14 protein-coding genes are annotated in these 26,419 nt (G+C 59.9%); 4 read left to right on the forward strand and 10 right to left on the reverse strand.

All coding sequences use genetic code 11. The annotated features are described in order from the left end of the window. Window positions 1–83: 83 nt before the first annotated feature. The 4 genes from selO to PVE35_RS02370 form a co-directional block, all read right to left on the reverse strand. Window positions 84–1,547 carry a protein adenylyltransferase SelO gene (selO, locus tag PVE35_RS02355; protein WP_277373646.1) on the reverse strand — a complete coding sequence of 488 codons (1,464 nt, stop codon included), beginning with the start codon at window positions 1,545–1,547 and terminating at the stop codon, window positions 84–86. Between the two features lie 18 nt (window positions 1,548–1,565). Continuing rightward, window positions 1,566–4,913: a mechanosensitive channel MscK gene (gene mscK, locus PVE35_RS02360; protein ID WP_268180955.1), complete on the reverse strand. Its 3,348-nt coding sequence runs from the start codon at window positions 4,911–4,913 to the stop codon at window positions 1,566–1,568. Between the two features lie 103 nt (window positions 4,914–5,016). After that, window positions 5,017–6,762 carry a potassium/proton antiporter gene (locus tag PVE35_RS02365; RefSeq protein ID WP_268180956.1) on the reverse strand — a complete coding sequence of 582 codons (1,746 nt, stop codon included), beginning with the start codon at window positions 6,760–6,762 and terminating at the stop codon, window positions 5,017–5,019. A gap of 196 nt (window positions 6,763–6,958) precedes the next feature. Beyond that, complete coding sequence (locus PVE35_RS02370) at window positions 6,959–8,764, reverse strand: acyl-CoA dehydrogenase (protein ID WP_277373647.1); 1,806 nt, start codon at window positions 8,762–8,764, stop codon at window positions 6,959–6,961. A gap of 272 nt (window positions 8,765–9,036) precedes the next feature. Here PVE35_RS02370 and PVE35_RS02375 point away from each other — a divergent pair, with 272 nt between their 5' ends. Further along, entirely contained in the window at window positions 9,037–15,690 is a 6,654-nt protein-coding gene (locus PVE35_RS02375; RefSeq protein ID WP_277373648.1) for an RHS repeat-associated core domain-containing protein, read from the forward strand. A gap of 358 nt (window positions 15,691–16,048) precedes the next feature. Here the strand turns inward: PVE35_RS02375 and PVE35_RS02380 are convergent, their stop codons facing one another. Beyond that, window positions 16,049–17,242, reverse strand: a complete 1,194-nt coding sequence (locus tag PVE35_RS02380; RefSeq protein ID WP_277372347.1) for an IS4 family transposase — start codon at window positions 17,240–17,242, stop codon at window positions 16,049–16,051. Window positions 17,243–17,842: 600 nt separating this feature from the next. Between PVE35_RS02380 and PVE35_RS02385 the strand changes: the two genes are divergently transcribed. Continuing rightward, on the forward strand, window positions 17,843–18,181 hold the full coding sequence (locus PVE35_RS02385; RefSeq protein ID WP_277373649.1) for a hypothetical protein: 339 nt from the start codon (window positions 17,843–17,845) through the stop codon (window positions 18,179–18,181). 592 nt (window positions 18,182–18,773) lie between these two features. Continuing rightward, window positions 18,774–19,148: a hypothetical protein gene (locus PVE35_RS02390; RefSeq protein ID WP_277373650.1), complete on the forward strand. Its 375-nt coding sequence runs from the start codon at window positions 18,774–18,776 to the stop codon at window positions 19,146–19,148. A 162-nt stretch (window positions 19,149–19,310) separates the two neighbouring features. Here PVE35_RS02390 and PVE35_RS02395 read toward each other — a convergent pair whose 3' ends face one another. Beyond that, window positions 19,311–20,345, reverse strand: a complete 1,035-nt coding sequence (locus PVE35_RS02395) for a nitronate monooxygenase (protein WP_277373651.1) — start codon at window positions 20,343–20,345, stop codon at window positions 19,311–19,313. Between the two features lie 121 nt (window positions 20,346–20,466). Between PVE35_RS02395 and rlmJ the strand changes: the two genes are divergently transcribed. After that, entirely contained in the window at window positions 20,467–21,321 is an 855-nt protein-coding gene (gene rlmJ, locus PVE35_RS02400; RefSeq protein ID WP_277373652.1) for a 23S rRNA (adenine(2030)-N(6))-methyltransferase RlmJ, read from the forward strand. A gap of 68 nt (window positions 21,322–21,389) precedes the next feature. On the opposite strand, the gene PVE35_RS02405 is transcribed toward rlmJ, so the two are convergent. From PVE35_RS02405 to PVE35_RS02420, 4 genes are all read right to left on the reverse strand, one after another. Then, the gene (locus PVE35_RS02405; protein WP_277373653.1) at window positions 21,390–22,643 is read right to left on the reverse strand and encodes an HD-GYP domain-containing protein; all 1,254 of its coding nucleotides are present in this window, start codon (window positions 22,641–22,643) and stop codon (window positions 21,390–21,392) included. Between the two features lie 87 nt (window positions 22,644–22,730). Then, a complete protein-coding gene (locus tag PVE35_RS02410; protein ID WP_277373654.1) occupies window positions 22,731–22,928 on the reverse strand; it encodes a putative motility protein in 198 nt (65 codons plus the stop codon). Between the two features lie 10 nt (window positions 22,929–22,938). Beyond that, entirely contained in the window at window positions 22,939–23,598 is a 660-nt protein-coding gene (gene msrA, locus PVE35_RS02415; RefSeq protein ID WP_277373655.1) for a peptide-methionine (S)-S-oxide reductase MsrA, read from the reverse strand. Window positions 23,599–23,649: 51 nt separating this feature from the next. Next, window positions 23,650–26,361, reverse strand: coding sequence for an EAL domain-containing protein (locus tag PVE35_RS02420; RefSeq protein ID WP_268184172.1), 2,712 nt, complete (start codon window positions 26,359–26,361; stop codon window positions 23,650–23,652). Window positions 26,362–26,419: the final 58 nt, after the last annotated feature.

Below are 26,419 nucleotides of genomic sequence, written 5' to 3' on the forward strand. Positions count from 1 at the left end.
ATGTTTGGGCAGATTGATATGCCTTTTCGGTTTAACAGATAAGGGGTGGCCGGATGCTTGAGGCCCCTCCGTCCACGGCTGACTTACGACGAACAACTGATCTCCAGGTGCTTGCCCCATTCCGGCGGGCGCTCGGCGTAGCGCTCCTTGCCTGGCTGCTCGTCGAACGGGCGGGACAATACCGCGTGCAGTTCGCGCAATGGGCCATGATCGCCGGCCTCGGCCGCTTCGATGGCCTGTTGCGCCAGGTAGTTGCGCAGGATGTACTTGGGGTTGACCGCGTGCATGCGCACCTGGCGGTCGGCCTGCTCGCCACCTTCGCGTTGGCAGCGCGCCAGATAGTCCTGGCCCCAGGCATCGAAGCCGGCGAGATCGACGAAATCGTCGCGCACCACCTGCAAGGCTTCGGCGGGCGCCTGCTCGCCGAGGCGGCGGAAGAACAGCGTGTAGTCGGTGGATTTGCCCGCCTGCATCAGTTGCAGCAGGCGCTGGATCAGTGCTTCGTCGTCGTCCTCGGCGCTGGTGAAGCCCAGGCGTTTACGCATCAGGTCGAGGTAATGCGCCTGGTACAGCGGCAGGAACAGATCCAGCGCCTCGCGCAGGCTGTCGACGGTGGCGAAGGGCGTTAGCGCCTGGGCCAGGGCGGCGAGGTTCCAATGGGCAATGGGCACCTGATTGCTGAAGCTGTAGCGGCCGGTGTCATCGGAGTGGTTGCAGATATGGTTGGCGTCGAAGTCGTCGAGAAAGGCGTAGGGGCCGTAGTCGAAGGTGATGCCGAGGATGGACATGTTGTCGGTGTTCATCACCCCATGGCAGAAGCCGTAGGCCTGCCAGTGGGCGATCATCGCGGCTGTGCGTTCGATCACTTCGCCCAGCAGCGCCACCCAGGGCTCGTCCTGCTCCAGGCAATGTGGGAAGTGGCAGGCCATGACGTGCTCGCCGAGAGTTTTCAGGTGCTCGTGCTGGCGCGTGTAGTAGAAATATTCAAAGTGGCCGAAGCGCACGTGGCTCTGCGCCAGGCGCAGCACCATCGCCGCGCTTTCCTTCTTCTCGCGCCAGACCGGGGTGTCGGAGGCGGTGACGCACAGTGCCCGTGAACTGGGTATGCCGAGGGCATGCAGGTGTTCGCTGGCGAGAAATTCGCGGATCGACGAGCGTAGCACCGCGCGACCGTCGCCCATGCGCGAGTAGGGCGTCATGCCGGCGCCCTTGAGGTGCAGGTCCCAGTGCTCGCCGGCCTCGTTCAGTACCTCGCCCAGCAGCAGGCCGCGGCCGTCACCGAGGCGCGGTGTATAGCCGCCGAACTGGTGGCCGGAGTAGACCATGGCGCGTGGCTCGGCCTCCTCCCAGAGTTTGTGCCCGGCGAACAGTTCGGCGAACTCGGGGCGCTGCGCCTCGGCAGGATCGAGGTCGAGCAGGGCCATGGCTGCTTCGCTGGCGACCACCAGCCTCGGCTGCTCGATGGGCTCGGGCAGCACCTCGGTGGAGAAGGCATCACCGAGGCGGGCGAAGCGGTTGTCGAAGGTCAGCTCATCGAGGCGTTTCACCATGGACTCCTCGGACGCTCAGGGCGTGGTCGGCGGTGGCGGTGTTTGGATGTCCGTTGCGCTAGCCGCAGCGATTTTCGCGATCTCTTTCTGATCGAGTTTCTGTTCGCCATGTTCCAGATTCTTCACGTACACCTCGACCTGGCGGAAGGCGATGTTGATACCGTTCTTCGGGAACTCGCGGTCGATGAAACGGTTGATCTCGTCGGTGGCCGGGTTGCGGTCGCCGAGATCGCGGACATGGATACGCAGCTCGTGGTCCAGCGTGCTCTCACCGAAATTGAGGAAATACACCAGCGGTGCCGGTTCTTTGAGCACGCGGGGATTTTCCTGCGCGGCCTGCAGCAGCAGCTTGCGCACCAGGTCGAGATCCGAACCGTAACCGACGCCGACCTTGAGGGTGACGCGAGTCACCGTGTCACTCAACGACCAATTGATCAACTGGCCGGTGATGAAGGTCTTGTTCGGGACGATGATTTCCTTGTGGTCGAAATCGGTGATGGTCGTGGCGCGGATGCGGATCTTGCTCACGGTGCCGGACAGATTGCCGATGGTCACCACGTCACCGATGCGCACCGGGCGCTCGAAGAGAATGATCAGACCGGAGATGAAGTTGGCGAAGATTTCCTGCAGGCCGAAACCCAGCCCCACCGACAACGCCGCCACCAGCCATTGCAGTTTGTCCCAGCTCACCCCGAGGGTGGACAGGGTGGTGACGATGCCGATGCCCACCAGGGCGTAGGACAGCAGCGTGGTGGTGGCATAGGCACTGCCTTGCGCCAGGTTCATGCGTGACAGCACCAGCACTTCCAGCAGGCCGGGCAGGTTGCGCGCCAGGGCCACGGTGATGGCGATGATGAGCAAGGCGCCGAGCACATCCAGCAGGCTGATGGGCACCAGTGTCGCGGCATTGCCGGTGCCGCTGCTGTATTCGTAGAGGTTGACGGTTTCCAGGTAGGTGAACACGCCGATCAGATCGGCCCAGACCCAGTACAGGCAGACCAGGAAGCCGCCGAGCAGGGCCAGGCGAATCAGGCGCAGGGACTGCTGGTTGACCTGTTCGATGTCCAGCGTGGGTTCTTCCAGGGTGGCTTCGCCATCGACACCTTCCTTGCTCTGTGCCTGGCGCTTGGCCAGGGCGCGCTGATAGGCCAGGCGTTTGGCGGCGACGCTCAGGCCGCGCACCAGCGCCGCCTCGACGATGAGCAGGATGATCAGCAGGTAGAGCGTGTCGATCAGGCGGTCGGTGAGCTTGAGCGCGGTGTAGTAATAACCGAAGGCGACCGCGCCTATCAATGCCAGCGGCAGCAGGTTGAACAGCACGCCGAGCGTGGTGCGCAGCCCCGAGGCGTTCTCGCGCAAGGGCGCATTGAATAGCAGGTTGAACAGCATCCAGGCCATCAGGGCATAGCAGGTGATCACCACGGCAATGCCGATCACGTCGCTGGCCAGGCTCTCGGGTTGGTGCTCGGCGATGCTCACCACCGCGACCAGCGCCATCACCACCAGGCCCAGGCGGCGCATGTGCTGGCGGAAGAACGCGACGTTGGCCGGTGGCCAATGGAAATGCAGGACGGCCACGCCATCGGGGGCCAGGATGCGGTGCAGGGTGTAGAACACCAGCCAGGCCTCGGCCATCTCGTACAACGCGCCGCCCAGGTAGAGGTTCTGCCCACGCGCATCGTGCAGCAGGGCATAGCCGCACAGCGCCAGCAGCAGCGCGACCGGCAGCGCCAGGATCAGGTTGAGCCCCAAGGCCAGCGGGGTGTGCAACTGGCTGTCGTGCTTGTAGTGGCCTATATCGGCATGCAGTTCGCCGAGCTTGCCGAACAGGTACTGGCGGCGCCAGAGAATCACGGCGCAGAGCAGGATCAGCGGCAGGAACACCAGCGGGCGCTCGATCAGGCCGGCCCCCAGCTCGCTGATGGCTATGGCCCAGGGGATTTCCGCGAGCTGCCGCTCTAGCTGGTAGGGCACCAGTTTGAGCCACTCCAGATCGAGAGGCTTGTTGCTGGGAATCCAGAACATCTGCTCGTCGATGGTGGCGCGCAGGCTGCTGGCGGTGCTCTGCAGTTCCTTCTGGTTGATCTGCAGGGTGATCGATTCGTTGAGCAGGGCGTTGAGCGAGCGACTCAGCTTTTCCAGCAACTCGCGGCGGGTGGCCAACTGATCGAGCAGCGCCTTGCGCAGTGCCGGGGTGATTTCCTCGCTGGGTTGGTCAGCCAGCAGCGTGTCCACGTAGGCGTTGGGGTCGCTGATCTCGTCGCGCTGCTTGTTGAGGTCGAACTGGTACAGGCGGATATCGGCAATGTCGTCGGCCAGCGAGCCATCCTCGTGTTTGAGTTGTGGCAGCGCCTGCTTCTGCTGATAGAGAATCTTCGACAGCAGCAGGCTGCCTTGCAGCACACGAATCTGCTCGTCCAGGGCCTGGTTGGCTTGATTCAGATTGTCCAGTTGCTGGCGTGCTCTGAGGTTCTCTTCCGTGCGGCTGTTGAGGCGTTCGGTGGAGCGCAGCAGGTAGTCGGAAAGCTTGAGGTTGAGCGAGCTTTCCTTGGCCAGCAGCTTGTCCGAGCTGGTGCGTGCGGCCTCGCGCGACTGTTCGGCGACGGTTTGCTCGGAATCTTCACGACGGCGCTCGTTGATCAGGCCCTGCAGATCCTGGCGTTCCTGCTCGGCGCGGCGGATACGCTCGTCGAGCAGGGCGCGCTGCGCGCTGCCGAGATCCTGCAATAGGCTGTTGCTGGCCAGTTCCTGGCGGCGTAGCTGGGTTTGCACCGTGAGCATGGCCAATTCGGCATTGAGCTGGTCGCGGCGCTCCTGGCTCAGTGGCTTGCCATCCACACGGCCGCTCTTGAGGCTGTTGTTGATGTCCTGGCTGCGTGTCTGATTCTGGCTGATCTCGGTCTGGGCGCGTTCGGGGCGGTTCTGCGCGCTGATGATCAGGCTGTTGGCGTCGATGATCGCCTTGTTCCAGTCACTGATCTGGTTGGAGCGTTCGCTCAGGAGCTGGTCGAGCTGATCCAGAGACAGGCGCCCATAGCGTTGTGCCACCGGCACCTCGGGGCTGGCTTTGAGCCGGTTCAGCTCACGCTGCGCTTCATTGATCTGCCGCGGGGCCTTGTCGATCTGCTGACGCAGGTCGTCCAGGCGCTGTTCGGCGTTGTCGCGGTCCTGAAGCATTTGCAGCGTCTGCTCCAGAGTCTGCTTGAGGGCCAGTTGATCGGCCTCGGGCAGCTTGCGGTCGGCCAGGCTGTCCAGGCTCTGCTGGACATCGGCTTCCTTGGGCGGCTCATCGGCCTGCGCAGCGCTCAGACCGAAACACAGAAGAAAGAGGGTGACTGCTAGAGAAAGGCGCAGCTTGGGCATGATGATCCGGTGACCGAGGAAATGTGGATGTGCTCAGTATGCAGCAGAGGTGACGACGCCGATCATGAATGATCGGCGTCAGGTGCACGATCCTAGCAAAGTCTCAGAGAAACAGGCCGGGACCGGGGCGACTGCCTTCGGGGAATCTGACGCCGACCTTGCGTACCTTGTTCCCTTCCATGGCCGCCACCGTCCAGGTCAAGCCTTGCCACTCCACCTGGTCGCCGACCACCGGCTCGCCGCCGATCTTGTGGGCAATGAAACGCCCCAGCGCCTGGTTGCCCTCGACATCCCCGAGCTTGAGCCCATAGAGCGCGACGATGGCGTTCAGTTCGGCGTCGCCTTCCAGCACGAAGTCACCGAAGAAGCGCAGATCCTGGCCGCGCTTGGGCGCCTGGCTGAACAGCTTGCCGAGTGCCGGCAGGTCATGTTCGTGGCCGATCACGCAGAGCAGGTCGCCGGCCTCCAGGCGGGTACTGCCGGAGGGGTGCAGCAGTTCACGGCCACGGAACAGAGCGGCGATACGGGTGCCATCGGGCATGTTCAGTTCGCGCAGGGCGGCGCCGATGCACCATTTCTCCGCTCCCAGGCGGTAGACGAACAACTCCCACTGGCTGGTGGGGTGCACCTCCAGCCCGGCTCGTGAGATCGGTGCTGGCTCCGGCGGTACGGTGACGCGCATCAGCTTGGCAGCCAACGGCAGGCTGGTGCCTTGCACCAGCAGGGAGATGATCACGATGAAGAAGGCCACGTTGAAAAACAATTGCGCGTTGGGCAGGCCGGCCATCAGTGGGAACACGGCGAGAATGATCGGTACCGCGCCGCGCAGGCCGACCCAGGCGATGAATATGCGCTCACGGTCATGGAAGGCGCGGAACGGCAGCAGGCCGAGAAAGATCGACAGCGGCCGGGCGAAGAGGATCATCCACAGCGCCAGGGCCAGGGCCGGCAGGGCGACGGGCAGCAGCTCGTGCGGCGTGACCAGCAGACCGAGCACCAGGAACATGCCGATCTGCGCCAGCCAGGTGAGGCCATCGAGCATATGCAGGATGCCGTGGCGCGAGCGGATCGGCCGGTTGCCCAGCAGCAGACCGCACAGGTAGATGGCGAGGATGCCACTGCCGCCCACGGCAGTGGTGATGGCGAAGATGATCAGGCCGCCGCTGACCACCAGCAGGGAATACAGCCCGCTGGCCAGCTCCATGCGGTTGACCAGCTTGAGCAGCAGCCAGCCGCCGCCGAGGCCGAGGATCATGCCGAGGCCGAACTGCTGCACTAGCTGGATTGGCAGATCCCAGCTAAAGCCGGTCTGGCCGCTGGCGAGCATGGCGATCAGGGTGACGGTGAGGAACACAGCCATCGGGTCGTTGCTACCGGACTCGATCTCCAGGGTGGAACTGACCCGTTCGTTGAGTCCGCGCCCGCCAAGCAGGGAGAACACCGCCGCGGCGTCGGTGGAGCCGACGATGGCACCGATCAGCAGGCCTTCCAGCAGGCTCAGATCGAACAGCCAGGCCGCGGCCAGGCCGGTGAGCCCGGCGGTGATCATTACCCCGACCGTGGCCAGGGACAGCGACGGCCACAAGGCCACGCGGAAGGTCGAGACTCGGGTGCGCATGCCGCCATCGAGCAGGATCACCGCCAGTGCCAGGTTGCCCACCAGATAGGCCAGAGGATAATTGTCGAAGACGATGCCGACGGGGCCGTCGACGCCGGCAATCATGCCGACACCGAGGAAGATCACCAGAATGGGGATGCCGAAACGCGTACCGAAGGCGCTGACCAGAATGCTGGCCGCTACCAGTGAGGCGCCGATCAAGAACAGATTGTTGATGGCGCTTGCGTCCAACGGCTTACTCCCTGGTCCGATTAAGGTAAGGCACCATCATGCATGGTGCGTGCCAGGGGATTCTAACCGTAGCCTTCGTATCACTGTCAAAAAAGGTATTACATTTTTCGAGCCACAAGCTTCAAGCCGCAAGCTTGGGCTGAGGCGTCTTGCCGCTTTCTCTTGCCGCTTGAAGCTTGCAGCTTGTGGCTGCTCCTCAGAACCAGGCGTCCTGCATACCCAGGCAGGTGTCGTCGCGGGCTTCGAGAATGGTCAGGCCATGATGGCAGCTCGGCACCTCCCAGGTCAGGAAGTAGCGCGCGGCCTGCAGCTTGCCCCGATAGAAGGCCTGCTCCTCGGCATTGTCCGTGCGAGACAGGCCTTCTTCGGCGCGAATCGCCTGTTCCAGCCAGCGCCAGCCGATCACCGTGTGGCCGAACACCTTGAGGTACAGCGCCGAGTTGGCCAGGCCCTGGTTGATCTTGCCACTCATCAGATCACCCAGCAGGGCCAGGGTCACCGCTTGCAGGCGCGCCAGCAATTGCTCCAGTGGTTGGCGCAGGCCGTCGAGTGATTCATGCGCACTGGCGCGCTGGCAACAGGCGTTGATCAGCTTGAGCAGTTGCTTGAGCGCCGCGCCCCCATTCATCGACACCTTGCGCCCGAGCAGGTCGAGCGACTGGATGCCATGAGTGCCCTCGTGGATCGGGTTGAGGCGGTTGTCACGGTAGTACTGCTCCACCGGGTACTCGCGGGTATAACCGTGGCCACCGAGAATCTGAATGGCCAGCTCGTTGGCCTTGAGGCAGAACTCCGAAGGCCAGGATTTGACGATGGGCGTGAGCAGGTCGAGCAGCTCCAGCGCGCGGGTGCGGTCTTCGGCGGTTTCCAGGGTCTGGGTGTCATCGAACAGCCGCGCGGCGTACAGGCCGAGATCGAAGGCGCCTTCGACATAAGCTTTCTGCGTCAGCAGCATGCGCCGCACGTCGGCGTGCTCGACGATGGAAATCTGTGGACTGGACGGATCCTTGCCGTCCGGCTGACGGCCCTGCGGGCGGTTGCGCGCGTAGTCAAGCGAGTACAGGTAGCCGGCGTAGCCGAGCATGATCGCGCCCATGCCGACGCCGATGCGCGCCTCGTTCATCATCTGGAACATATAGGAAAGGCCAGCGTGCGGTTTGCCCACCAGATAGCCGACGCACTCACCGTTGTCGCCAAAGTTCAGCGCGGTGGAGGTGGTGCCGCGCCAGCCCATCTTGTGGAACAGCCCGGCCAGGGTCACGTCATTGCGTGCGCCCAGACTGCCGTCGTCATTGACATGGAACTTGGGCACCAGGAACAGGCTGATGCCCTTCACCCCGGGCGGTGCGTCCGGCAGCTTGGCCAGCACCATATGCACGATGTTCTCCGAAATCGGCTGGTCGCCGCCGGAGATAAAGATCTTGTTGCCCTTGATGCGGTAGCTGCCATCGGCGTGTGGTTCGGCCTTGGTGCGGATATCCGACAGCGATGAGCCGGCATGGGGCTCGGTCAACGCCATGGTGCCGAAGAAGCGCCCGTCGATGATCGGTTGCAGGTAGCGGGCCTTCTGCTCCTCGCTGCCGAAGGCCTCAATCAGGTTGGCCACACCCATGGTCAGCATGGAATAGGAACTGGTGGCGATATTGGCCGACTGGAAATGGGCGAAGCAGGCCTGCGACAGCAGATTGGGCAATTGCATGCCGCCGTGCTCGAAGTCGCGGGTGGCATTGAGAAAACCGGCTTCGTGGAAGGCACGCAGTGCCGGTTCCACCTCAGGGATCAGCACCGCGCCGCCATCGACGTACTGCGGCTCGTGCTCGTCGTTCTTGCGGTTGTGCGGGGCGAACAGCTCCTCGGCGATGCCGCGCGCGGTATCGATCGCCGCATCGAAGGTTTCGCGGTTGTGATCGGCAAAGCGCGGGCGCTGGGTCAGGGCTTCGGCGTCGAGCACTTCGTAGAGCTCGAATGCCAGGTTACGGGAGCTGAGCAGGGTCTCGGACATGAAACGGGCCTCCAGATGATCAACCGAGTCTAGGCAGCCTGCCGCCCGGCTGCCCAGCATCATCATTGGTCGTGATAAAGCGCTACATCTGCTTGGTACTCGCCATGGTGCGTGTTACCTGTTCAGGACAATCAATTCCTTGCTGGCTACGGAAACCATACGTAAGTATGGTGGCTGTACGCCATGTTTCATATGAAGTTGTCCCCGAGCGTGGTCGACCGCACGACCCGAACTTAACTGTCTGCGTTATCCAGAAGTCATAAGGATGTGTAATGCACAGGGTAAAAGGATTTTCTATCTGCTGGTATTCGCTCATCGCCCTGGCGCTGCTGCCGATCAACCACGTGTTGGCAGAGGGGCTGCGGTGGTCGAATAGTAGTCACCAGGTTTATATGGGGGACTACAACAAGGATGGTCGTTCAGACATCTATCTGCGGGCAAATCCTCTCATCGTGCCGCTGCCTCAGTTGGAAGGCATGCCACTCGTCGTGCCGCGCCGTCAGCATGATGTGGTTTTGCTGGGCGATGGCGCGGGGCAGTTCAGCGTTCTTGGCAGTATCGACCGTCAGACACTTGGCACCATCACCTGGCAGCCAGCGGCTTATGAGCTCTTGTCCGGTGATTTCAATGGCGACGGTTCTCCAGATCTTCTCTTGCGCCCTTCGGCGTCAGGGGAAAATGCTCTTCTATTGACCCTCAGTGCTGCTGGCGCGCCCACGCTAGCGCAGGTACTCAATTCCCGTGAACTGGGGGTTGAGCTGTCGCAGTCTGGCGGCTATGCGATGAAGTGGCAGGACGCCAATGGTGATGGCAAGGCCGATCTGATCCTGTCCAAGCCGGGCACCGAGCCTTTGCTGCTATTGGGCAGTGCCTCTGGGCTTGCCACGGCTGTCCCTTATTCCAGTGTGGCTGTTCCTGAAGATGGCACGGCTGCTCGGGCTACCGCCTGGGGAATTGCCGAGGGTGAGGCTCAGGTCACTCTGGATGGTCGCCTGGCTTACAACTTTCCACTGCAAGCTCCGCCAGCGGTCAACCAGGTTCAGCCGAATCTGGCCTTCGCCTATCAGGGTTCGGAGGCTGAGTCCTTTCTGGGGCAGGGGTGGGGGCTGGGTGGCTTGATGCGCATTCAGCGCTGCCCCGCCACCATCGATCAAGACGGTTTTAGCGGCCTCCCCAGCGGTAGTGCCCAGGATCGCTTGTGTCTCGATGGCCAGCGTTTGGTGCTCGTAGCGGGGCAGGCATGGCAACCGGGTAGTGAATACCGTACGGAAATAGACGCCTTCCACAAAGTCATCCAGAAAGGCAGCGCCAATGACCCTTATTTCGAGGTGCGCACGGCATCTGGCCTGATCGTTACGCTGGGCAAGACAGCCGCTAGCCGCATAGTGCCCAGTGGAGGCAAGACGCTGGCCTGGCAGACGGAAACTGTCGAGGATCGCTCCGGCAATCGTTTCGATGTGAGTTATGGCGACGATGGCATGGGGCTGCCGCAGTCCATCACTTATGCCGAGGGGCGTGTCGAGTTCGAGTATCAAGCTCGTCAGCCGGGCTTCAGCCAATTCGCCCTGGGTGGAGAGCTGCGTCTCGATCGTCTGCTGGAGCGGGTGCAGATGTTTGCCGCTGATGGCAGTCGTTTGCGCGAATACCGTTTGGGCTACAGCTATAGCCCGAATACCCGCAAGCCGCGGGTTGCATTTATTCAACACTGCGCCGACAGTCAGTGCCTGGAGCCGGTACGTTTCGACTACAAGGCGCAGCCTGGGGGATTGAGCGATAAGGGCCTGCTAGCGACAGCCAAACCCATGCTCAGTAACTTGCTGTCCGTTGAAACCGCAATGGACTGGAATGGTGATGGCGTCAACGACCTGTTAACGGTCTACGTTGATCGGATTACCGTTGCTTTAGGTTCCGAAGCCGGACTTGCTGCGGACACTCGACTGGTTTCTGCTTCAGGCTTTTCCTTCCTGACGGCCACCCCGATAGATGTTGACGGCGATGGGTTACAAGAGATTCTCTATCTCACCGTCAAGAGTGGCTCTCCCAACCAGCTTACCTGGCATTACCTGAAACAAGACGGAACCTCCCACAAGGTTGTGGAGTGGCAAGCCAATGATTTACTGGCGGTAGTGACCAACTTCGGTGGCTCCCTACCGCCCGGCCAGAATATTCTTGCGACGGCAGCCAAGGCTGTTGCGCTTGACTTCAATCATGACGGGCGGCTGGATGTTTTGTTACCGGCCAAAGGCAGTTGGCAAGTCTATGAGAATCGTCCCGGTTCCGGCAGTGGCTTCGTCGAGAGCAGTCGCTTCGCCAATATTCCTGTAACAGCAACTCCCTGGTTCGAGCCTTATGGCCTCGACGGCGAAGGGCGCTGGTTACTGCTGACGAGCAACATCACTAACGATGTGCAGACATACGCGGTATTGCCTGTGCCCCGGCAGGGCAGTGTCACAGCTGCGCAGAAGATCAGCTTGGGCATCCCAGTCGAACGCTCGGTGATCCTGGATGCCAACGGCGATGGCCTTCTGGATTTTGCAGTGCCGAATGCCTCGAACCAGATTCAGCTCTACCTCAACAAGGGCGGCGCGCCCTCTGCCACTGGATACAAACTGGTCAATACGGGACTGTCGGCGGCTGGCATCTTCGCTCCCGCTGGGCCGCGTCGTGACAGTGAGAACTACCTACCCAAACCCATGGATTATGACGGCGATGGTCGGCAGGATTTGCTTTTCCTCGACAATGCCAGTCAGCGTTATGCCGTACTGCGTTCGTCTGGCGACGGATTCCTGCGTGTGACGACCGGGGTGCCGATACAAATAGCAGCAGAGAGCTACGATGCCAGTCTACCCGGTTGCGAAAACTATCTTGCCAGGCGGGCTGAACTATTGGCTGCTATGGCCCGAGCGAGCGACCCCGAATGGAAGAGATTCTATTCCGTAAGCCTGGCTATGCTCGATATGGCCTGTAAATACGTTGCGGCCGGCCCGCTCACGGCCCCTCACCATAGTTTGATAGGTGATTGGAATGGTGATGGGCAGGAAGACCTTCTGCTTGCTGCACAAAACGGTAACGCTATTACCTGGCGCCTCTATACGCAGACCCGCCAGCATACTGAGTGGCTACAAGGCATCACTGATAGCCTCGGCAATCGCTCCCTGGCTGAGTATGGCTCGATACGTGATTCGGCCGTCTACCAGGGGGGGATGGGCGGACAGTTCCCGGTGCTGGATTGGCGCGGCCCTCGCTGGTTGCTGTCCGCCCTAAAGCAAAGCGATGGCATCGGAGGTTTGCGCGACACCCGCTTCGAGTACCGCAATGGCAAGATCAACCTGCTCGGTCGTGGCTTTTTGGGATTTGCCGAAATCATCCGTCATGAGCCGGCCCGCCAGCTTACCCAGACACAGCAGTTGCAGCAGACGTTCCCCTTCATTGGTCGCCTGAGCCAGGAGCGTGTCGAGCGTAACGGTGAGCTGCAATCTCGTGCGACCTGGCAATGGCGCTCGGATACCACCTTCGCCGGTAAGGTTCATGTTCCCCAGCTTGAATCCAGCGTGCAGGAGCAGTTCGAGCAGGGCGTTGCCGTATCCGCTACCCGTCGCCAGCAGACGCTGGATATCCAGTACGGCACCCTGCTCGAAGAACGCCTGGAAGAAGCTGCAAGCGCAACGGGGCCGGCATTGCGCACCACCCGAACCGTGCGTCAATACCGTAATGAAGACAGCACGTGGTTGATCGGCTTTCTCAGCCAGGAACAGACCCAGATCCAGAGCGACGGCTACAGCACTTCCTACCTGCATCGCTTCAGCCCTCAGGCGGGCACCTTGTTGGTCGCCGAGGAAGCACGCTATGCCGATGACCCTGCGTTAAAGCAGACCATCACCTATCAACATGATACTCGGGGGCGTGTTGCTAAGGTTTCGCGCTCTGGAGCGGGTTTCACCAGCCGTAGCGAGCAGTATGGTGACTACCAAGGCGCTTCACCAGGATATCAACGTAATGCCCTAGGCCATGAAGAGCGCTTTACCTATGTTCCGGGCACAGATCTGGTCAGCCAGCATCAGGATGCAAACGGCCTTATCACCCATGCCAGCTATGACCCCTTCGGGCGTGAACTATTGGTGCGCAAACCCGATGGCTCGCAGGTTCAGCGTAGCTACCAACGCTGCTCCGGCATGTTGGCATGCCCAACGCAGGCACACTTGGCCATACGGGAACGTACCCTCAATGCCAGTGGCAACCAGCAGGGGGCTCCAGAGCGCTGGCGCTATCTGGATGCCCTTGGTCGAGAGGTTCGCACGCGCCACCAAGGCTTCGATGGTGCCTGGGTCAATGTTGACAACCATTACGACGCACTGGGGCGCCTGGTTCGGCAGAGTGAACCCTATACTCAGGCGCCTGTGTATGAGGAAACCAGTTGGGACTTCAAGGACAGGCCTCTTTCCCGGACATTGCCCAGTGGCATGCAGATCGCCTACTCCTACGGAGTACGCAGTAGCGGTGGAAGTTGGCGTGAGTACAGCCTCAACTATGAGCAGCAAGGCAGCAAAACCCGCGTCGAACGTCGTGAAAACGATGCCCTCGGCCAGTTGGTACTGAGCCGTAATGCCGTTGGCTCTTCGCTGGAAACCTCCACGTCATATGCCTATGACGCGGCAGGTAACCTGCGTTGGACGCGGGTCAATGGTGACCCGCGTACTGTCATCCGCATGGCCTATGACGCTGCCGGCAACCGTACCTTGTTCCATGATCCCAACAGCGGCGAGTTGCGCATGCGCTATGACGCCTTGGGCAATCTGTTGGAGGCACAGGCGGCGGATGGCAGCCGTGTGGTCAGCCAGTACGACTTGCTAGGGCGGCGTATCAGTCGTACCGACTATGATGTAGACGGTCAGGTAAAAGAAGGTTCGCTCTGGCAATACGACCAGGCAGCCAATGGCCTTGGCCAGCTATCGGCCATGGCCAGTAACGACCAGGGTTTCATGCAGGTCTACAGCTACGATGCCTTGTCGCGCCCTTCGGCCCGGCAAACTAGCATCCAGGCAGCCGGGTCGACCTTGACCTACAACGACGGCATGACCTACGACGGCTTCAGTCGGCCTAATAGCGTCCTGGACGCCAGCGGCTTCCGTTACGTCAAACATTACAATGGCTATGGTTATTTGCAGGGCGAGAGTGACCAGGCCAGTGGTGCATCCCTACGGCGTATCGAAGCCCAGAACGTGCGTGATCAGATCACGCGCGTGGTCTATGGCAATGGTGTAACCAGTCAGTCCGAGTACGATGAGGCCACCGGCTGGCTCGAACAACAACTGGCTGGTACTGCCCAGGGCAACTTCCAGCAACTGAGTTACAGCTATGCGCAGAACGGCCTGCTCCTGACCCGCGAGGACGGTCGCGGACTGCGCGAAAGCTTCGACTACGACCTGCTGCAGCGCCTTACCAGCAGCACCCGGCAATTGGCCGGGCAGATACTGCAACAGCAATACCGCTACGACGCGCTGGGCAACCTGCTGCAAACCCCCAATTTCAACGAACTGAATTATGGCGGTTACAGCGATGCCGGGCAGTCGACCTGTGCTGCTCAGGGTGGGGTGCCCAGCCCTGGCCCACATGCCGTGCTACAAAGCCCGAGTGGCTATTACTGCTACGACGCGCGCGGCAATCAGATCGGTGCGCCAGGGCGCACGATCGACTACAGCCTCTACGACAAGCCTCTGCGCATCAGCGAAGGTGGCCAGCATAGCGACTTTCGTTACGACCCCGAGCGCCGTCGCTATCTGCAGACAACCAGTGCGCGTCTCACGGTCTATATCGATGAAGGGCGCTTCGAGGAAGTTCACGAGAAAGGTCAACGGCGGCAGAACAGCTATATCGGTGATTACCTTCAGGTGTCGCGCGTGGTTGGCAGTGAGCAGTTCCAGTTCAACTACCAGTTGCGCGACCAGCTAGGCTCGCTGGAGAGCGTCACCGATGGCAGTGGCGCGCTGGTGGAGCGGCGCAGCTATGCACCCTTTGGTGCGGTGCGTGGCGCGGATTGGAGTGATACACCTGCGCCTCTGATGACCACCCGCCGTGGCTTTACCGACCATGAACACCTGCCGGAAAGCGGGTTGATCCATATGAATGGCCGGGTCTATGACCCAGCGCTGGGGCGTTTTCTGAGTGCCGATATCGTGTATCAGGATACGGCCAATGGGCAGGCGTTCAATCGGTATTCGTATGGGTTCAACTCGCCGTTTAGTGGGGTGGATCCGACGGGGTATGCACTGGAGGAGGCTGGAGCTCCAAGTAACTGGTTCCAATTAGCCACGCAGAATATGGGGTTTACGTTATCCAACACCTTCCTAGGAAATGAGCCTTTAAACTGGCTTTATGCGTCGATAGGTATTGGTAAAGGTATGGCGAGTAGTTTCTTGTATATGGCGCCTGTTAGTGACCCAGTGACTATGCCGTATGCACAAGAGATAGGGGATGGGATAACTGGTTATGATATGTACGGTATTCCTGTTTTTGATGAGTCTCATCCTATGTTTCATCATTACTATACTTCTAATTCTTGCGTTCAAGGGCTTGCAGGTTGTTCGTATGGAAATGCAGTGGCTGGCCTTTTAAGGTATCCAGCACCTGGCGGATCGGGTGAGCCTATAATAAATGGACAAACTAGTTTTGCGATGCCTGTTGGCAGGGTGCGTCATGTGGTTATTGATGGTGGTTCGCAGGTGGTAAATGTCACTCTTCCTGGCTGGCAGCATATCTTGCATCCAGGAATAGTTAGAAGATGGGTAACGAAAGATGTGTTTAGCGTTACAATTCATACATATGGGGAGGGAACCGGAGCGCTTCCCAGGGCTAATGAGTTTTTCTCTGATTTCTTATGGCGTCAGGTGGATGAGAACATTTTTGATTATATGCGTCAGCAAAAGTGATTCATGGGGGGTGGCGTGATTTACTTATTAAGGATTTTGACCTGTTTTGTATTTTTCGGGGGGGTGGTGTTATCGGTTGTGTATATCTTGAGTGATGTTTTTGGAGTTCTATATTTGGGGCGAGAAGTTGGTGCTTGGGTAGTGCGTTTTTTTGTTTGGGGAGCCCCGCTTTCGCTTATGCTTTCGGCTCTTTGCTTGTTTGTTATGGGGGGCGAGCGGTATAGATGGTACACATGGGTATCTGGTATAGAGGTTATGGTCGTTGTATTGGTTTTTCTTGTGGTTTACAAAAGCCAAATTTAGCTAGAGCCCCCGAAAAGAGGCAATAGGGGGCAGACCCTGAGGAATCCCCACAAATCTACTCCAGCGCCCGAGCTTGCCGGTGCACCTCGTCACGCAGCAATAGCTCCATCTTTGTGAGTGCCGAGTAGGATAAATCGCTGGCCGAGCGCCTGAGGTATTCAAGACCGATACGCCAGAGCGACAGTACGGTTTTATGCCTGACGCTGTTGCTCTGAAAGCGGCGCGACTTGCCTGTCATGTGAGCCTGGAGGCCAGCCAAGTACAGCACGTAACACGCCAGTGCTGCGATCAGCAGTAGGATCTCGATACGCCGTGGGCAGCGCGTCCGGTGTAGGTCGAAAGCAAAGCCGAAACGTAGGCTTTTCACATCCCGAAAACCTTCCTCAATCTGCATCCGTTTTCGGTAGATACCCACGACTTGACGTGCCGTCCAGTTGGCTTGTGGCAGGTTGCTGGCGAGCAGCCAGGGCTCCTGTTCACGACGCGCATTCTGCCGGCTGAGCTTGCTGCGTGCGATGCTGCCCGTCACGCGTCGATGTTTTCTGCCCTTGGGCGGTTGGTGAATGCCGTACAACGCAACTTTGTGCGGTGCACTGCGCGTCATCTCGACTTGGCCGAGTGACCGCGCACGAGATGTCGTCTGCTGGTAGAGCTGCTTGATCGGCTGCCATTGACCTTGCTCGTCGCGATAAAGATCACGATTGCGGACGCGTCCCACGTAATACCACCCCTTGGCTTCGACAGCCTGGAACCAGGGGCGGCGAAATCCGGCATCCGTTACCAAGATCGGCACGCATTGGTTGGGAAGCATGGCTTCCAGTGCATCGAGCAGTTGTCTCTGACGCTGAGGGCAGCCTTCACGGTCATGCACGCTCTCGTACACAGGAAACGCTCGACCAGCCAGCGGGATTGAAGCTCGCAGCAAGTAAAGGTCAGAGGCCGCATTGATCGGCGACCAATCCACCAGGATCAATGGATGACGCAGGGAGCCAATCAGCGCAGTCAGCATTTTCCAGTAGAACAGCGTGCGTTCGTATTGCAGGTGAGCGTTGCCAAGCAGGCGATCCACGCGCTTGATCGAATGCTTGGTGTAAGCCTCGCTGGGCATGGCCCTGCCAAGGTCGGTCAGGGTCAGGCGATGCCCATGCAGCAAGGCACTGACGCTGCTCATCAAGGCGTTCAGCCGCTTGCTGTGGATCGTGGGGAGTGCTTGGGAAAATGCCTTGTGTAAGAATCGTACTGCCTGCATGAGTCTCGGGGGTTGGTTTGTTTGGCGACTACCAAACTGCCCGACTCATGCAGGCTTCTTCAAGCTATCCCATTGATAAAAATGGGATTTTTGTGGGGATTCCTCAGGGGCAGACCACGTTTATCGACTAGGGCAATGGTTGCGGCACTGCCGTATAGGAGAGAGATTGTGACTAGGGTGTGGCAATTAGGTTTTGCTGTGTTATTGCTTCCGGGCGTTTGTCTGGGTGATATTGCCTATTCTAAGCCCGCCACTATTAGTAAGGTATGGTCTTGGGCGCAAACAGAGGCTTCGATAGATGGGGATGCAGTGTTGCATATAGATACTGGTTTGGCTCAGTGCCCGCAAGGTGTGTATATTCAAAATACTGAGAATTCCAATAAGGCATACTCTGCAGCTTTGAGTGCTTATGTAGCAGGCAAGACTGTCCGGGTACAGGTCTATGATAATCAGTACTGGTCTGGTTCTGGTACTCCGTATTGTAAGCTTCGAGCTATATTTCTCGAGTAGTTTGATAAGAGTTCTCATGTTGATTGGTGGGCTCGAGAAATATTTTTTAGGTCTGGTTTATCGCTATTATCGTTGTTGGGATGAGAGTTTATGAAAAAGGGATTTTTGCTTTTCGCTATTTTTTCGGTGTTGTGTAAAAACGCTCATGCGGACTCTACAGGGACTGTCCTTCGAGTGGTGTGCCATGCTGGGAATGTTTCTCCACTCTGTCAGGTTTCATTAAATGGTTCCCCGAATTTAGCTGCCTGTGCAACATCCAGTTGGCACTATACCTTTGATGGCAGTACCTCTGAAGGGAAAAACCTGCTCTCCATCATACTCGCAGCTCAGGTATCCCGGCAGACGATCAGCATTGGAGGGAAAGGTACTTGCGCGTTGTCTAATGGGTCGGAAGATTTAAGGCATGCCTATATGGTGACTGCACCTTGAGGCGCATTATGAAGTGCTCTGGTGTAGTGCTTTATAGTTTCTCAATTGCTTTAGGTCTCATCTGCTAGTTGTGCTAGTTGAGTTTTCGAGTTTAAGTGTGGATGCCTGGAGTGAGTGAATTTGATTGGGTTTGCGAGGGTAACTAAATAGCCTTGAGAGGCAAGAGTGAGGTGTTGTATGCGTGCTAAATGGATTTTAGGGATGAGCGTTTTGGCTTTTGCTAAGATGTCGTATTCTGATTGTATTTCCCAAGTGTGTCAGGATGTCTACGTGGAAAGGCTCTATCCGAATACAAATGGTCGGGTGTACGTGGCGACTAGCGGGGATGAAAGTAAGTTGGATTGCAGTGCTACCTCAAAGATATATTTGACATTTGACCTCTCCGAGCCCGCTGGGAATGTGTACTATTCGACTCTTCTTGCTGCACAGATTTCGGATCGCAAGGTATCATTCAGGATTGTTAATGGTAGCCAGGGATGCACACTTGCGTATATTTTGCATGATCGGCAATAAAGGCCTGTATTGGTTGGTGAAGTAGTTGTCTTGATTAGATAGTATTGATAATTCTGGTTTGGTATATGTGGAGAATGAGATGGGAGTTTTCGATAAGTGGTTGCTTAAAGCAAAGTTTGCTGTTTTTGTGATGTTTTCTTATGTGGGCATTGTTAATGCTGCATTTGAGTGTGCTTCGGATATAAATGCGGTTCTAATATATTCCAATGGTGTAGTTAATGTTCTTCATTCTGGGGCGGGGAAGTATACTCATATATGTAATTTGAATGAGGAGCGGCAAGGCGTTAGTGTGACGACATGCGCGATGTGGGCGGGCATGCTACTAAACTTGAAAAGTGAGAATAAGAAAGCGGATTTTTATTACAATACAGCGCAGGATTATAACTCATGCTCTGAATTGCCTTCCTATGGAGGGGCTCCAGCACCAGTTTATATAGGGCCTATGAGTCGATAGAAGCTTGTGTTTGCTATATGGGGCGTGTTTGGGACGGTAGGTGTTGTCATGGTCATGCTTGTATTTAGTTGCTCATGATCGCGATGGACGGTGCTTTGCCTTGTTAATCTTCGCCTTCACCAGTTAGCCTTGGCTAACGCCGTGTACTGGTCTTACTCTTAATTAGTTTGGCATTAACTCACGGGTCAGCTCCGCCGCTGGCATCGGTCGGCAATTGGCGACGTTCTGCCCGGCCCACAGAGGGGAGAAGTCGCTATTGCCCTGTGCTTCGGCTGCTGCGCGCAAGGGGGCGATGGCGGCGGTGGCCAGGGGGAATTCCGGCGCTTGGGTGCTGAGTGGCCCCAGTTCGCGCATCAGGCGATTGACGATGCCCCGTGCCGGGCGACCGCTGAACAGGTTGGTCAGGGCGGTATGGCACGCGGCTGGGCTTTGCAGGGCGGCGCGGTGGATAGGGCTAGTGCTGGCTTCCGGGCACAGCAGGTAAGCGCTGCCCACCTGCACGCCGGCGGCGCCGAGGGCCATGGCGGCGGCCACGCCACGGGCGTCGGCGATACCGCCAGCGGCGATTACCGGCACCGAGAGTGCATCCGCCAGTTGCGGCAGCAGGGCGAAGGTGCCGAGCTGGAAGCTCAGATCATGATCGAGAAAGTGCCCGCGGTGGCCGCCGGCTTCCAGCCCTTGGGCGATCACCGCGTCGACGCCGCGCGCTTGCAGCCACAGGGCCTCCTCCAGGGTAGTGGCGCTGGAGAGAATCTTCGCGCCACTGCGGCGTACCCGCTCCAGCAAGGTGTCCTCTGGCAGACCGAAATGGAAACTCACCACGGCTGGGCGGAATTCCTCCACCAGCTCGGCAGCCTCGTGATTGAACGGCAGGCGTCCAGGCCCGCTGGCAATATTCGCCACATCCACACCTAGCTCGTCATAGTAAGGCGCCAGCGCTTCGCGCCAGAGTGCTTCGCGAGCGGCGTCCGGTTCTGGCGGCACATGGCTGAAGAAGTTCAGGTTGAACGGGCCAGCCGTCAGGCTGCGCATCGCTTCCAGCTCCTGGCGCAGGGCGGCAGGTGTGAGCATGGCGCAGGGAATCGAACCAAGGCCACCGGCCTGGCATACGGCAGCGGCCAGGCGATGATTCTGCGAGCCGGCCATCGGCGCCTGGATCAGGGGTAGTTCAGTGCCTAGCAAGTGTTGCAGAGACATGGCGATGTTCTCGCGATCCGAGGGAGGTCATCAGCCTAGGCGTTGCCGTTACTCTGGATCAAGCCGCGATGCGACGTGCCGGCAGCCTGTTAAACTGCGTGCCTGATTCGAGGACTCCCCCATGAACTACCGCCACGCCTTCCATGCCGGCAATCACGCCGACGTGCTCAAGCATCTGCTGCTGACCCGCCTGATCGCCCTGCTGTCGAAAAAGGAGGCACCATTCGCCTACCTCGACAGCCATGCAGGGCTTGGCCTATACGATCTGCAAGGTGATCAGGCCAGCCGCACCGGCGAGTACCTGGAGGGCATCGGCCGGCTGTGGCAGGCCACGCAACTGCCGGATGCGGTGGAGGCCTATCTGGAGGTGGTGCGGGCGATGAACCCCGATGGTGAACTGCGCTACTACCCCGGCTCGCCGGAGTGGGCACGGCTGCTAAGCCGCGAGCAGGATCGTCTGCAACTCAACGAGAAGCACCCCGAGGATGGCCGCCTGCTCAAGGACAACATGCGCGGTGACCGCCGTGTGGCCGTGCACCTGGGGGAGGGCTGGCACGTGCCACGGGCGCTGATGCCGACCCGTGAGAAGCGCGTGCTGCTGCTGATCGACCCACCCTTCGAGCAGGCCGACGAGCTGCAGCGCTGCGTCGAGGCGCTGAACGAGGCCCATGGGCGCATGCGCCAGGCCATCGTGGCGATCTGGTACCCGATCAAGGATGAACGCCAGTTGGCGCGTTTCTATCGCGACCTGCAGAAAAGTGCCGCGCCCAAGCTGTTACGCGCCGAGTTGTACGTGCATGCGCCGGACGATGCCACACGCCTGAGTGGCTCGGGCCTGGTGATCAGCAACCCGCCATGGGGCCTGGAGGACGAACTTCGGCAACTGCTGCCGTGGCTGGCCGATGCGCTCGGCCAGAGCCAGGGCGGCTGGCGCCTGGACTGGTTGATAGAAGAAGCGGCAAGCGGCAAGCCATAAGCTTAGCCCGGATGAAATCCGGGAGCCGTGGCCTCCGATCCCCGGATTGCATCCGGGCTACAAGGGGCTCAGCCGCGCTTGTGGTTCGGCTCGATGTGGTAGCTCAGGTTGCGCCGTGGGCTGAGGTATTCCAGCACTTCCAGCGGTAGCTGCGAGGGGCGCAGGCTGCGGGCGATGGCCAGCCGGGGCTCCTGGGTGAGATCGACGATCAGCGCTTCCTCCTTGGCCACCTCGGCATCGTAAAGAATCAGCGTCGGTTTCAACGCCTGAGTCGGGTTCACCCCGAGCACCAGGGCATAACGTTCGTCTTCGAGCTGCACCAGGCTGCCAGGCGGGTAGACGCCCATGACACGGACGAAGGCCTTCAAGGCCACTTCGTCGAAGCGTTCGCGCTGTTGCTTGAACATCAGCGCCAGGGCCTCATGCGGGCTCAGCGCCTGACGCGGATCGAGCGGGTTGCACAGGCCGTCGAAATGATTGGTGACGGCCACCAGGCGGCTCAGACGGCCGATGGCGGCTTCGCGCAGGCCGCGTGGATAACCGCTGCCGTCGCAGTGCTCGTGGTGCTCGTGGATGATGCGCAGCACTTCGTCGTCGAGCATCAGCTTTTGCCCCATGCGCAGGCCGAAGTCGGTATGCATCTGCAACAGTTGCTGCTCCGGGCGGGTCAGCGGTTCGGGCTTGAGCAGCACCTTGCTGGGTACTTCCAGCTTGCCGATGTCATGCAACAGCGCACCGAGGCCGAGGCTGTGGCAGGCCTCGCTGTCGAGGCCGAGCTGACGACCGAGCAGCAGGGACAGCACGGTGACGTTGAGGGCATGGAAATAACTGTCCTCGGCGGCCTTGCCGGTGATGCCATGGAGCACCACGCCGGGGGCGCCGAGCAGGGTTTCGACCATCTCGCCGACGATGGCGCCGGCCTGGCGCATGGCGTCTTCGGGGCGGCTGCGCAGGGTTTGGTTGAGCGCCTTGATGCGCTGGCTGGCTTCGATGAAGCGGCGATCCACTTCGGCCAGGCGGGTGCGCAACTGGCGCAGCTTCTGCGCCCGCACTTGCCGGGCCTGGGTCTCGGGATCGAGCTGCGGTTCTTCGATGGGTGCCGGTGGCGGTTCCTCACCCAGTGGCAGCGGCGGGCAGTCGCTGCGTGCCGGGTCATAGCGCAGTTGCTTGAGCTTGAGGGCGCGCAAGGCGCGGATCTGCGCTTCGTCCTTGATCTTGAAATTGCTGAAGGCGAAGTCATGTTCCCACCAGCTCAGATCCAACTGCACATAGAGGCCGACACAGAGCTGTTCTGGCGTGATGTAGGAAGGGCTGGCGGACATGTTTTGTTTTTACAGACTAATGGCTGTTTGCCGGCATTCTAGTCCGGCGCATGCCAGGCTGCGTAGCCTTTCTTCCGATGAGCAGGCTCAGGCCATCACGTCGATGCTGTTACCCAGGTTGGGTGGGTTGCTCGCCAGGCTGGTCGGCGCCGCCGCCTGCACTAGCCCGGTGATGCTGGAAGACTGCAGCTCCAGGGTCTTGCGCAGCAGCAGAAGCGACATCTGCGCGGCGATCTGCGAAGAGGCCTGGCTGGATACCTGGCTGGGGAGGCTGCTCAGTTCCAAGGTGCTGCACTCATGCTGGGGTGTCAGGGGGTAGACATACGCCTGTTCCGCCCAGGCCGCAATAGCCATTGGGGTTCTTCGCCAGATATTGCTGGTGGTAGGTCTCGGCGTAGTAGAAGGTCGGTGCTTTGGCGATTTCGGTGGTGATGGCGCCTATACCGGCCTTGTCCAGCTCGCTCTGGAAGCGCGCCTGGCTGGCCAGCGCTGCCTGCAGTTGCGCTTCGTCCTGGCAGTAGATCGCCGAACGGTACTGGGTGCCCCGGTCGTTGCCTTGACGCATGCCCTGGGTGGGGTCGTGCGCTTCCCAGAACACCTTGAGCAGCGCCTCGAAACTGGTCTGGCCTGGGGCGAATACCACCAGCACCACTTCGCTGTGCCCGGTGAGGCCAGAGCAGACCTCATCGTAGGTCGGGTTGGGGGTGAAGCCGCCGGCATAGCCGACTGCCGTGCTGAACACGCCGGGTTGTTGCCAGAAGCGTCGCTCGGCACCCCAGAAGCAGCCCAGGCCGAATACCGCCTGCTGCAGGCCGGCCGGGAAGGGCGGCTTGATCGGGTTGCCATTGACGTGGTGGGTGTCGGCCACCGGCAAGGCTTCGGCACGGCCGGGCAGCGCTTGCTCGGGTGTCGGCAGGGCGAGCTTGTGGGCAAGAATCTGGGAGCGCAGAACCATGGGGTATCCTCCTGTGTCAGTCTGGCAATGGACAACGCTTGAGGCGGCGTATTACACGCGCTGCTCTGTCGCAGTCGCTGGCCGACAAGGATAGCGGCGCAGGCTTTCGACCAGTTCGCGGCCAGGAATCGGCTTGTCGAAGAGGTAGCCCTGGCCGACGTCGCACTTCTGCCGGCGCAGGAAGCCGAGCTGGGCGCCGGTCTCGATGCCCTCGGCCACCACCTTGAGCTTGAGATTATGCGCCATGGCGATCACCGCCGAGGTGATTTCCATATCGTCCTGGTTGTCCGGGATGTCCTTGATGAAGCTGCGATCGATCTTGATCACGTCGATGGGGAATTTCTTCAGGTAGCTGAGCGAGGAATAGCCGGTGCCGAAGTCGTCCATGGCCAGGGTCAGGCCCAGGCTCTTCAGGCGGCTGAGCTGGTGGCGGGTGTCGTCGGTGGCTTCCAGCAGCAGGCTTTCGGTCAGCTCCAGCTCCAGCAGCCTGGGGTCGAGCTGTTCCTCGTGCAGGATGGCGGCAATGGAGCCGACCAGATCCGGGTCGGAAAACTGTTTGGGTGACAGGTTGATCGCCACCTGCAGGTTGCCCAGACCAATCGCCTTGATCTGCCGGCTCATGCGGCAGGCCTGGCGTACCACCCACTTGCCGATGGGGATGATCAGGCCGGTTTCCTCGGCGACGCTGATGAACTGATCCGGGCGGATCATGCCTTTTTCCGGGTGCTGCCAGCGCAGCAGGGCTTCCATGCCGAGCAACTGACCCGTCTTGAGGCACAGCTTGGGTTGGTAGAAGACCTCCAGCTCGCTCTGAGTCAGGGCTCGGCGCAGGTTGTTCTCGACGAACAGCTTGTAGTTGGCCTCGGCATTGAGCGCCTCGGTGAACATTTGCACCTGGTGTTTGCCATTGGCCTTGGCCTTGTGCAACGCGAGGCCGGCATGCTTCATCAGTGTCTGCGGGTCGCCGCCATGAGCCGGGGCGAGCGCCAGGCCCACCGAGCCGGTGATGCTGATTAGCTGGTTGTCGACGAACAGGGGCTTGTCCAGGGTTTGCAGCACCTGGTGGGCGACGCTATAGGCGCTGTCCTGATCACAGCCATCGAGGAGAATGGCGAATTCGTTGCTGGCGAAACGGGCCAGTGTGCCTTGCGTACCCAAGCTGTTGCGCAGGCGCCGAGCCAGGGCCGAGAGCAGCTTGTCGCCGGTCTGGTGGCCGAGGCTGTCGTTGATCCGCTTGAAGTTGTCGATGTCCACCAGCAGCAGCCCGAGCGATTGCTGCGAGCCGCGAGCAAAGCGCTCTTCCAGGCCGCGAATGAAGGACGGGCGGTTGCCCAGGTTGGTCAGGTTGTCGGTATAGGCCAGGCGCTCGATGCGCTGCTGAGCCAGCTTGGCCTCGGTGATGTCTTCATAGATGCCGATGTAGTGGGTCAGTTCGCCGTCGTCGCCATACACCTTGGAGATCGACAGGTGCCCCCAGTAGGGCTCCTGATTCTTGCGACGGCTGCGGAACTCGCCCTGCCAGCTATTGTGTTCGGCCAGGCTGGATTCGGCGTTGAACAACAGATCACTGATGTTGCTCATGGCCGACAGCTCGGACAGGCGATAACCGCAGACCTCTTCGCTGCTGTACAGGGTAATGGCGGTGAAGCTCGGGTTGACGTACTCCACCCGGCCATCGCGGTCGACCAGCAAGAAGGCGCTGGCGCTCTGTTCCACGGCGCGCTGGAACAGGTGCAGGGCCTGAGTGGCATCGCGCTTCTGCTGATTGACCAGCACCTGAGCGTACTGGTCGGCCAGCTCGCCGGCGAAGGCCACTTCATCGGCCTGCCAGATGCGCTCGGAGCCAGTGTGCTCGAGACACAGGATGCCGACCACTTCCCCCTCGACGCGTATGCTGGCGTCGAGCAGCGAGGTGATGCCGCTGGGCAGCAGGTAGGACGCTTTCAGCTCGTCGGTACGCGGATCTTGCTGGGCGTTGTAGGCATCGATGGCACGCCCGCTGCGCAGCGCCGCAAGGTACTTGGGAAAGTGACGTGCATCGATCGGCGCGGGTTGCTCGTGCCTGGCCAGATCACTGCGATAGAAGGCAACGGGTTCGAGGTGATGGTGATTGAGCCGCCAGATACTGGCTCTGGCCACGCCATACAGCTCGCAGGCAGCCTTGGTGATCAGTTCGGCTGCTTCGATCAGGGGGGTGGCAGATACGTAACGCTGCCTGGAAAGGCGCACGATCAGGCTCTGTTGTGTGCGTGAGCGAGCCAGGTGTTCGAGGTGCTCATGCTGCGTACGCTGATAGTGCTCCAGCGTGTCATGCAGGGCCAGGTCGGTCAGTTGCAGGGCCGGAGCCGTGGCAGGAGACAGGCGATCCGGTTCGCCGATGACCTGCAGGTAGCCACGTAACAACTGCCGGTTGCGTTGTTTGAAGGGTTCGCCAATTTCCAGCAGTTCGAGCGGGCCATGCGTGGTATGCAGGGTGTAGCGTACCTGGTAATGATGGTCGCGGAGCAATTGGCGCTGAATGTCGTCATGCAGGCTGTAGCGCGCTTCCGGTTCCATCAGGCTGGCGTAGGGCGCATCGACCAGCGCGCAGAGATCCGTGGCACTGACGCCGAAGACCTGCTCGCAGGTGGCGTCGAGAAACAGTAATGACCAACTAGGCTCGTTCAAGCGCTCGAAACGCAACATGCCGAGCCTCGAAGGCACTGGCAACTGCGTCACAACCTCGGCTACTGGGCGGTTGCCAGTATCGGGACGGCTTTTCATCAGGCGGTGGGCTTCCAGTATGCTGAACAGGCGAACAAAGGTTTCCGCATTGGGCATG

Origin of the sequence: Pseudomonas sp. AA-38 (assembly GCF_029457475.1) — a bacterium.
Lineage (GTDB): Bacteria > Pseudomonadota > Gammaproteobacteria > Pseudomonadales > Pseudomonadaceae > Aquipseudomonas.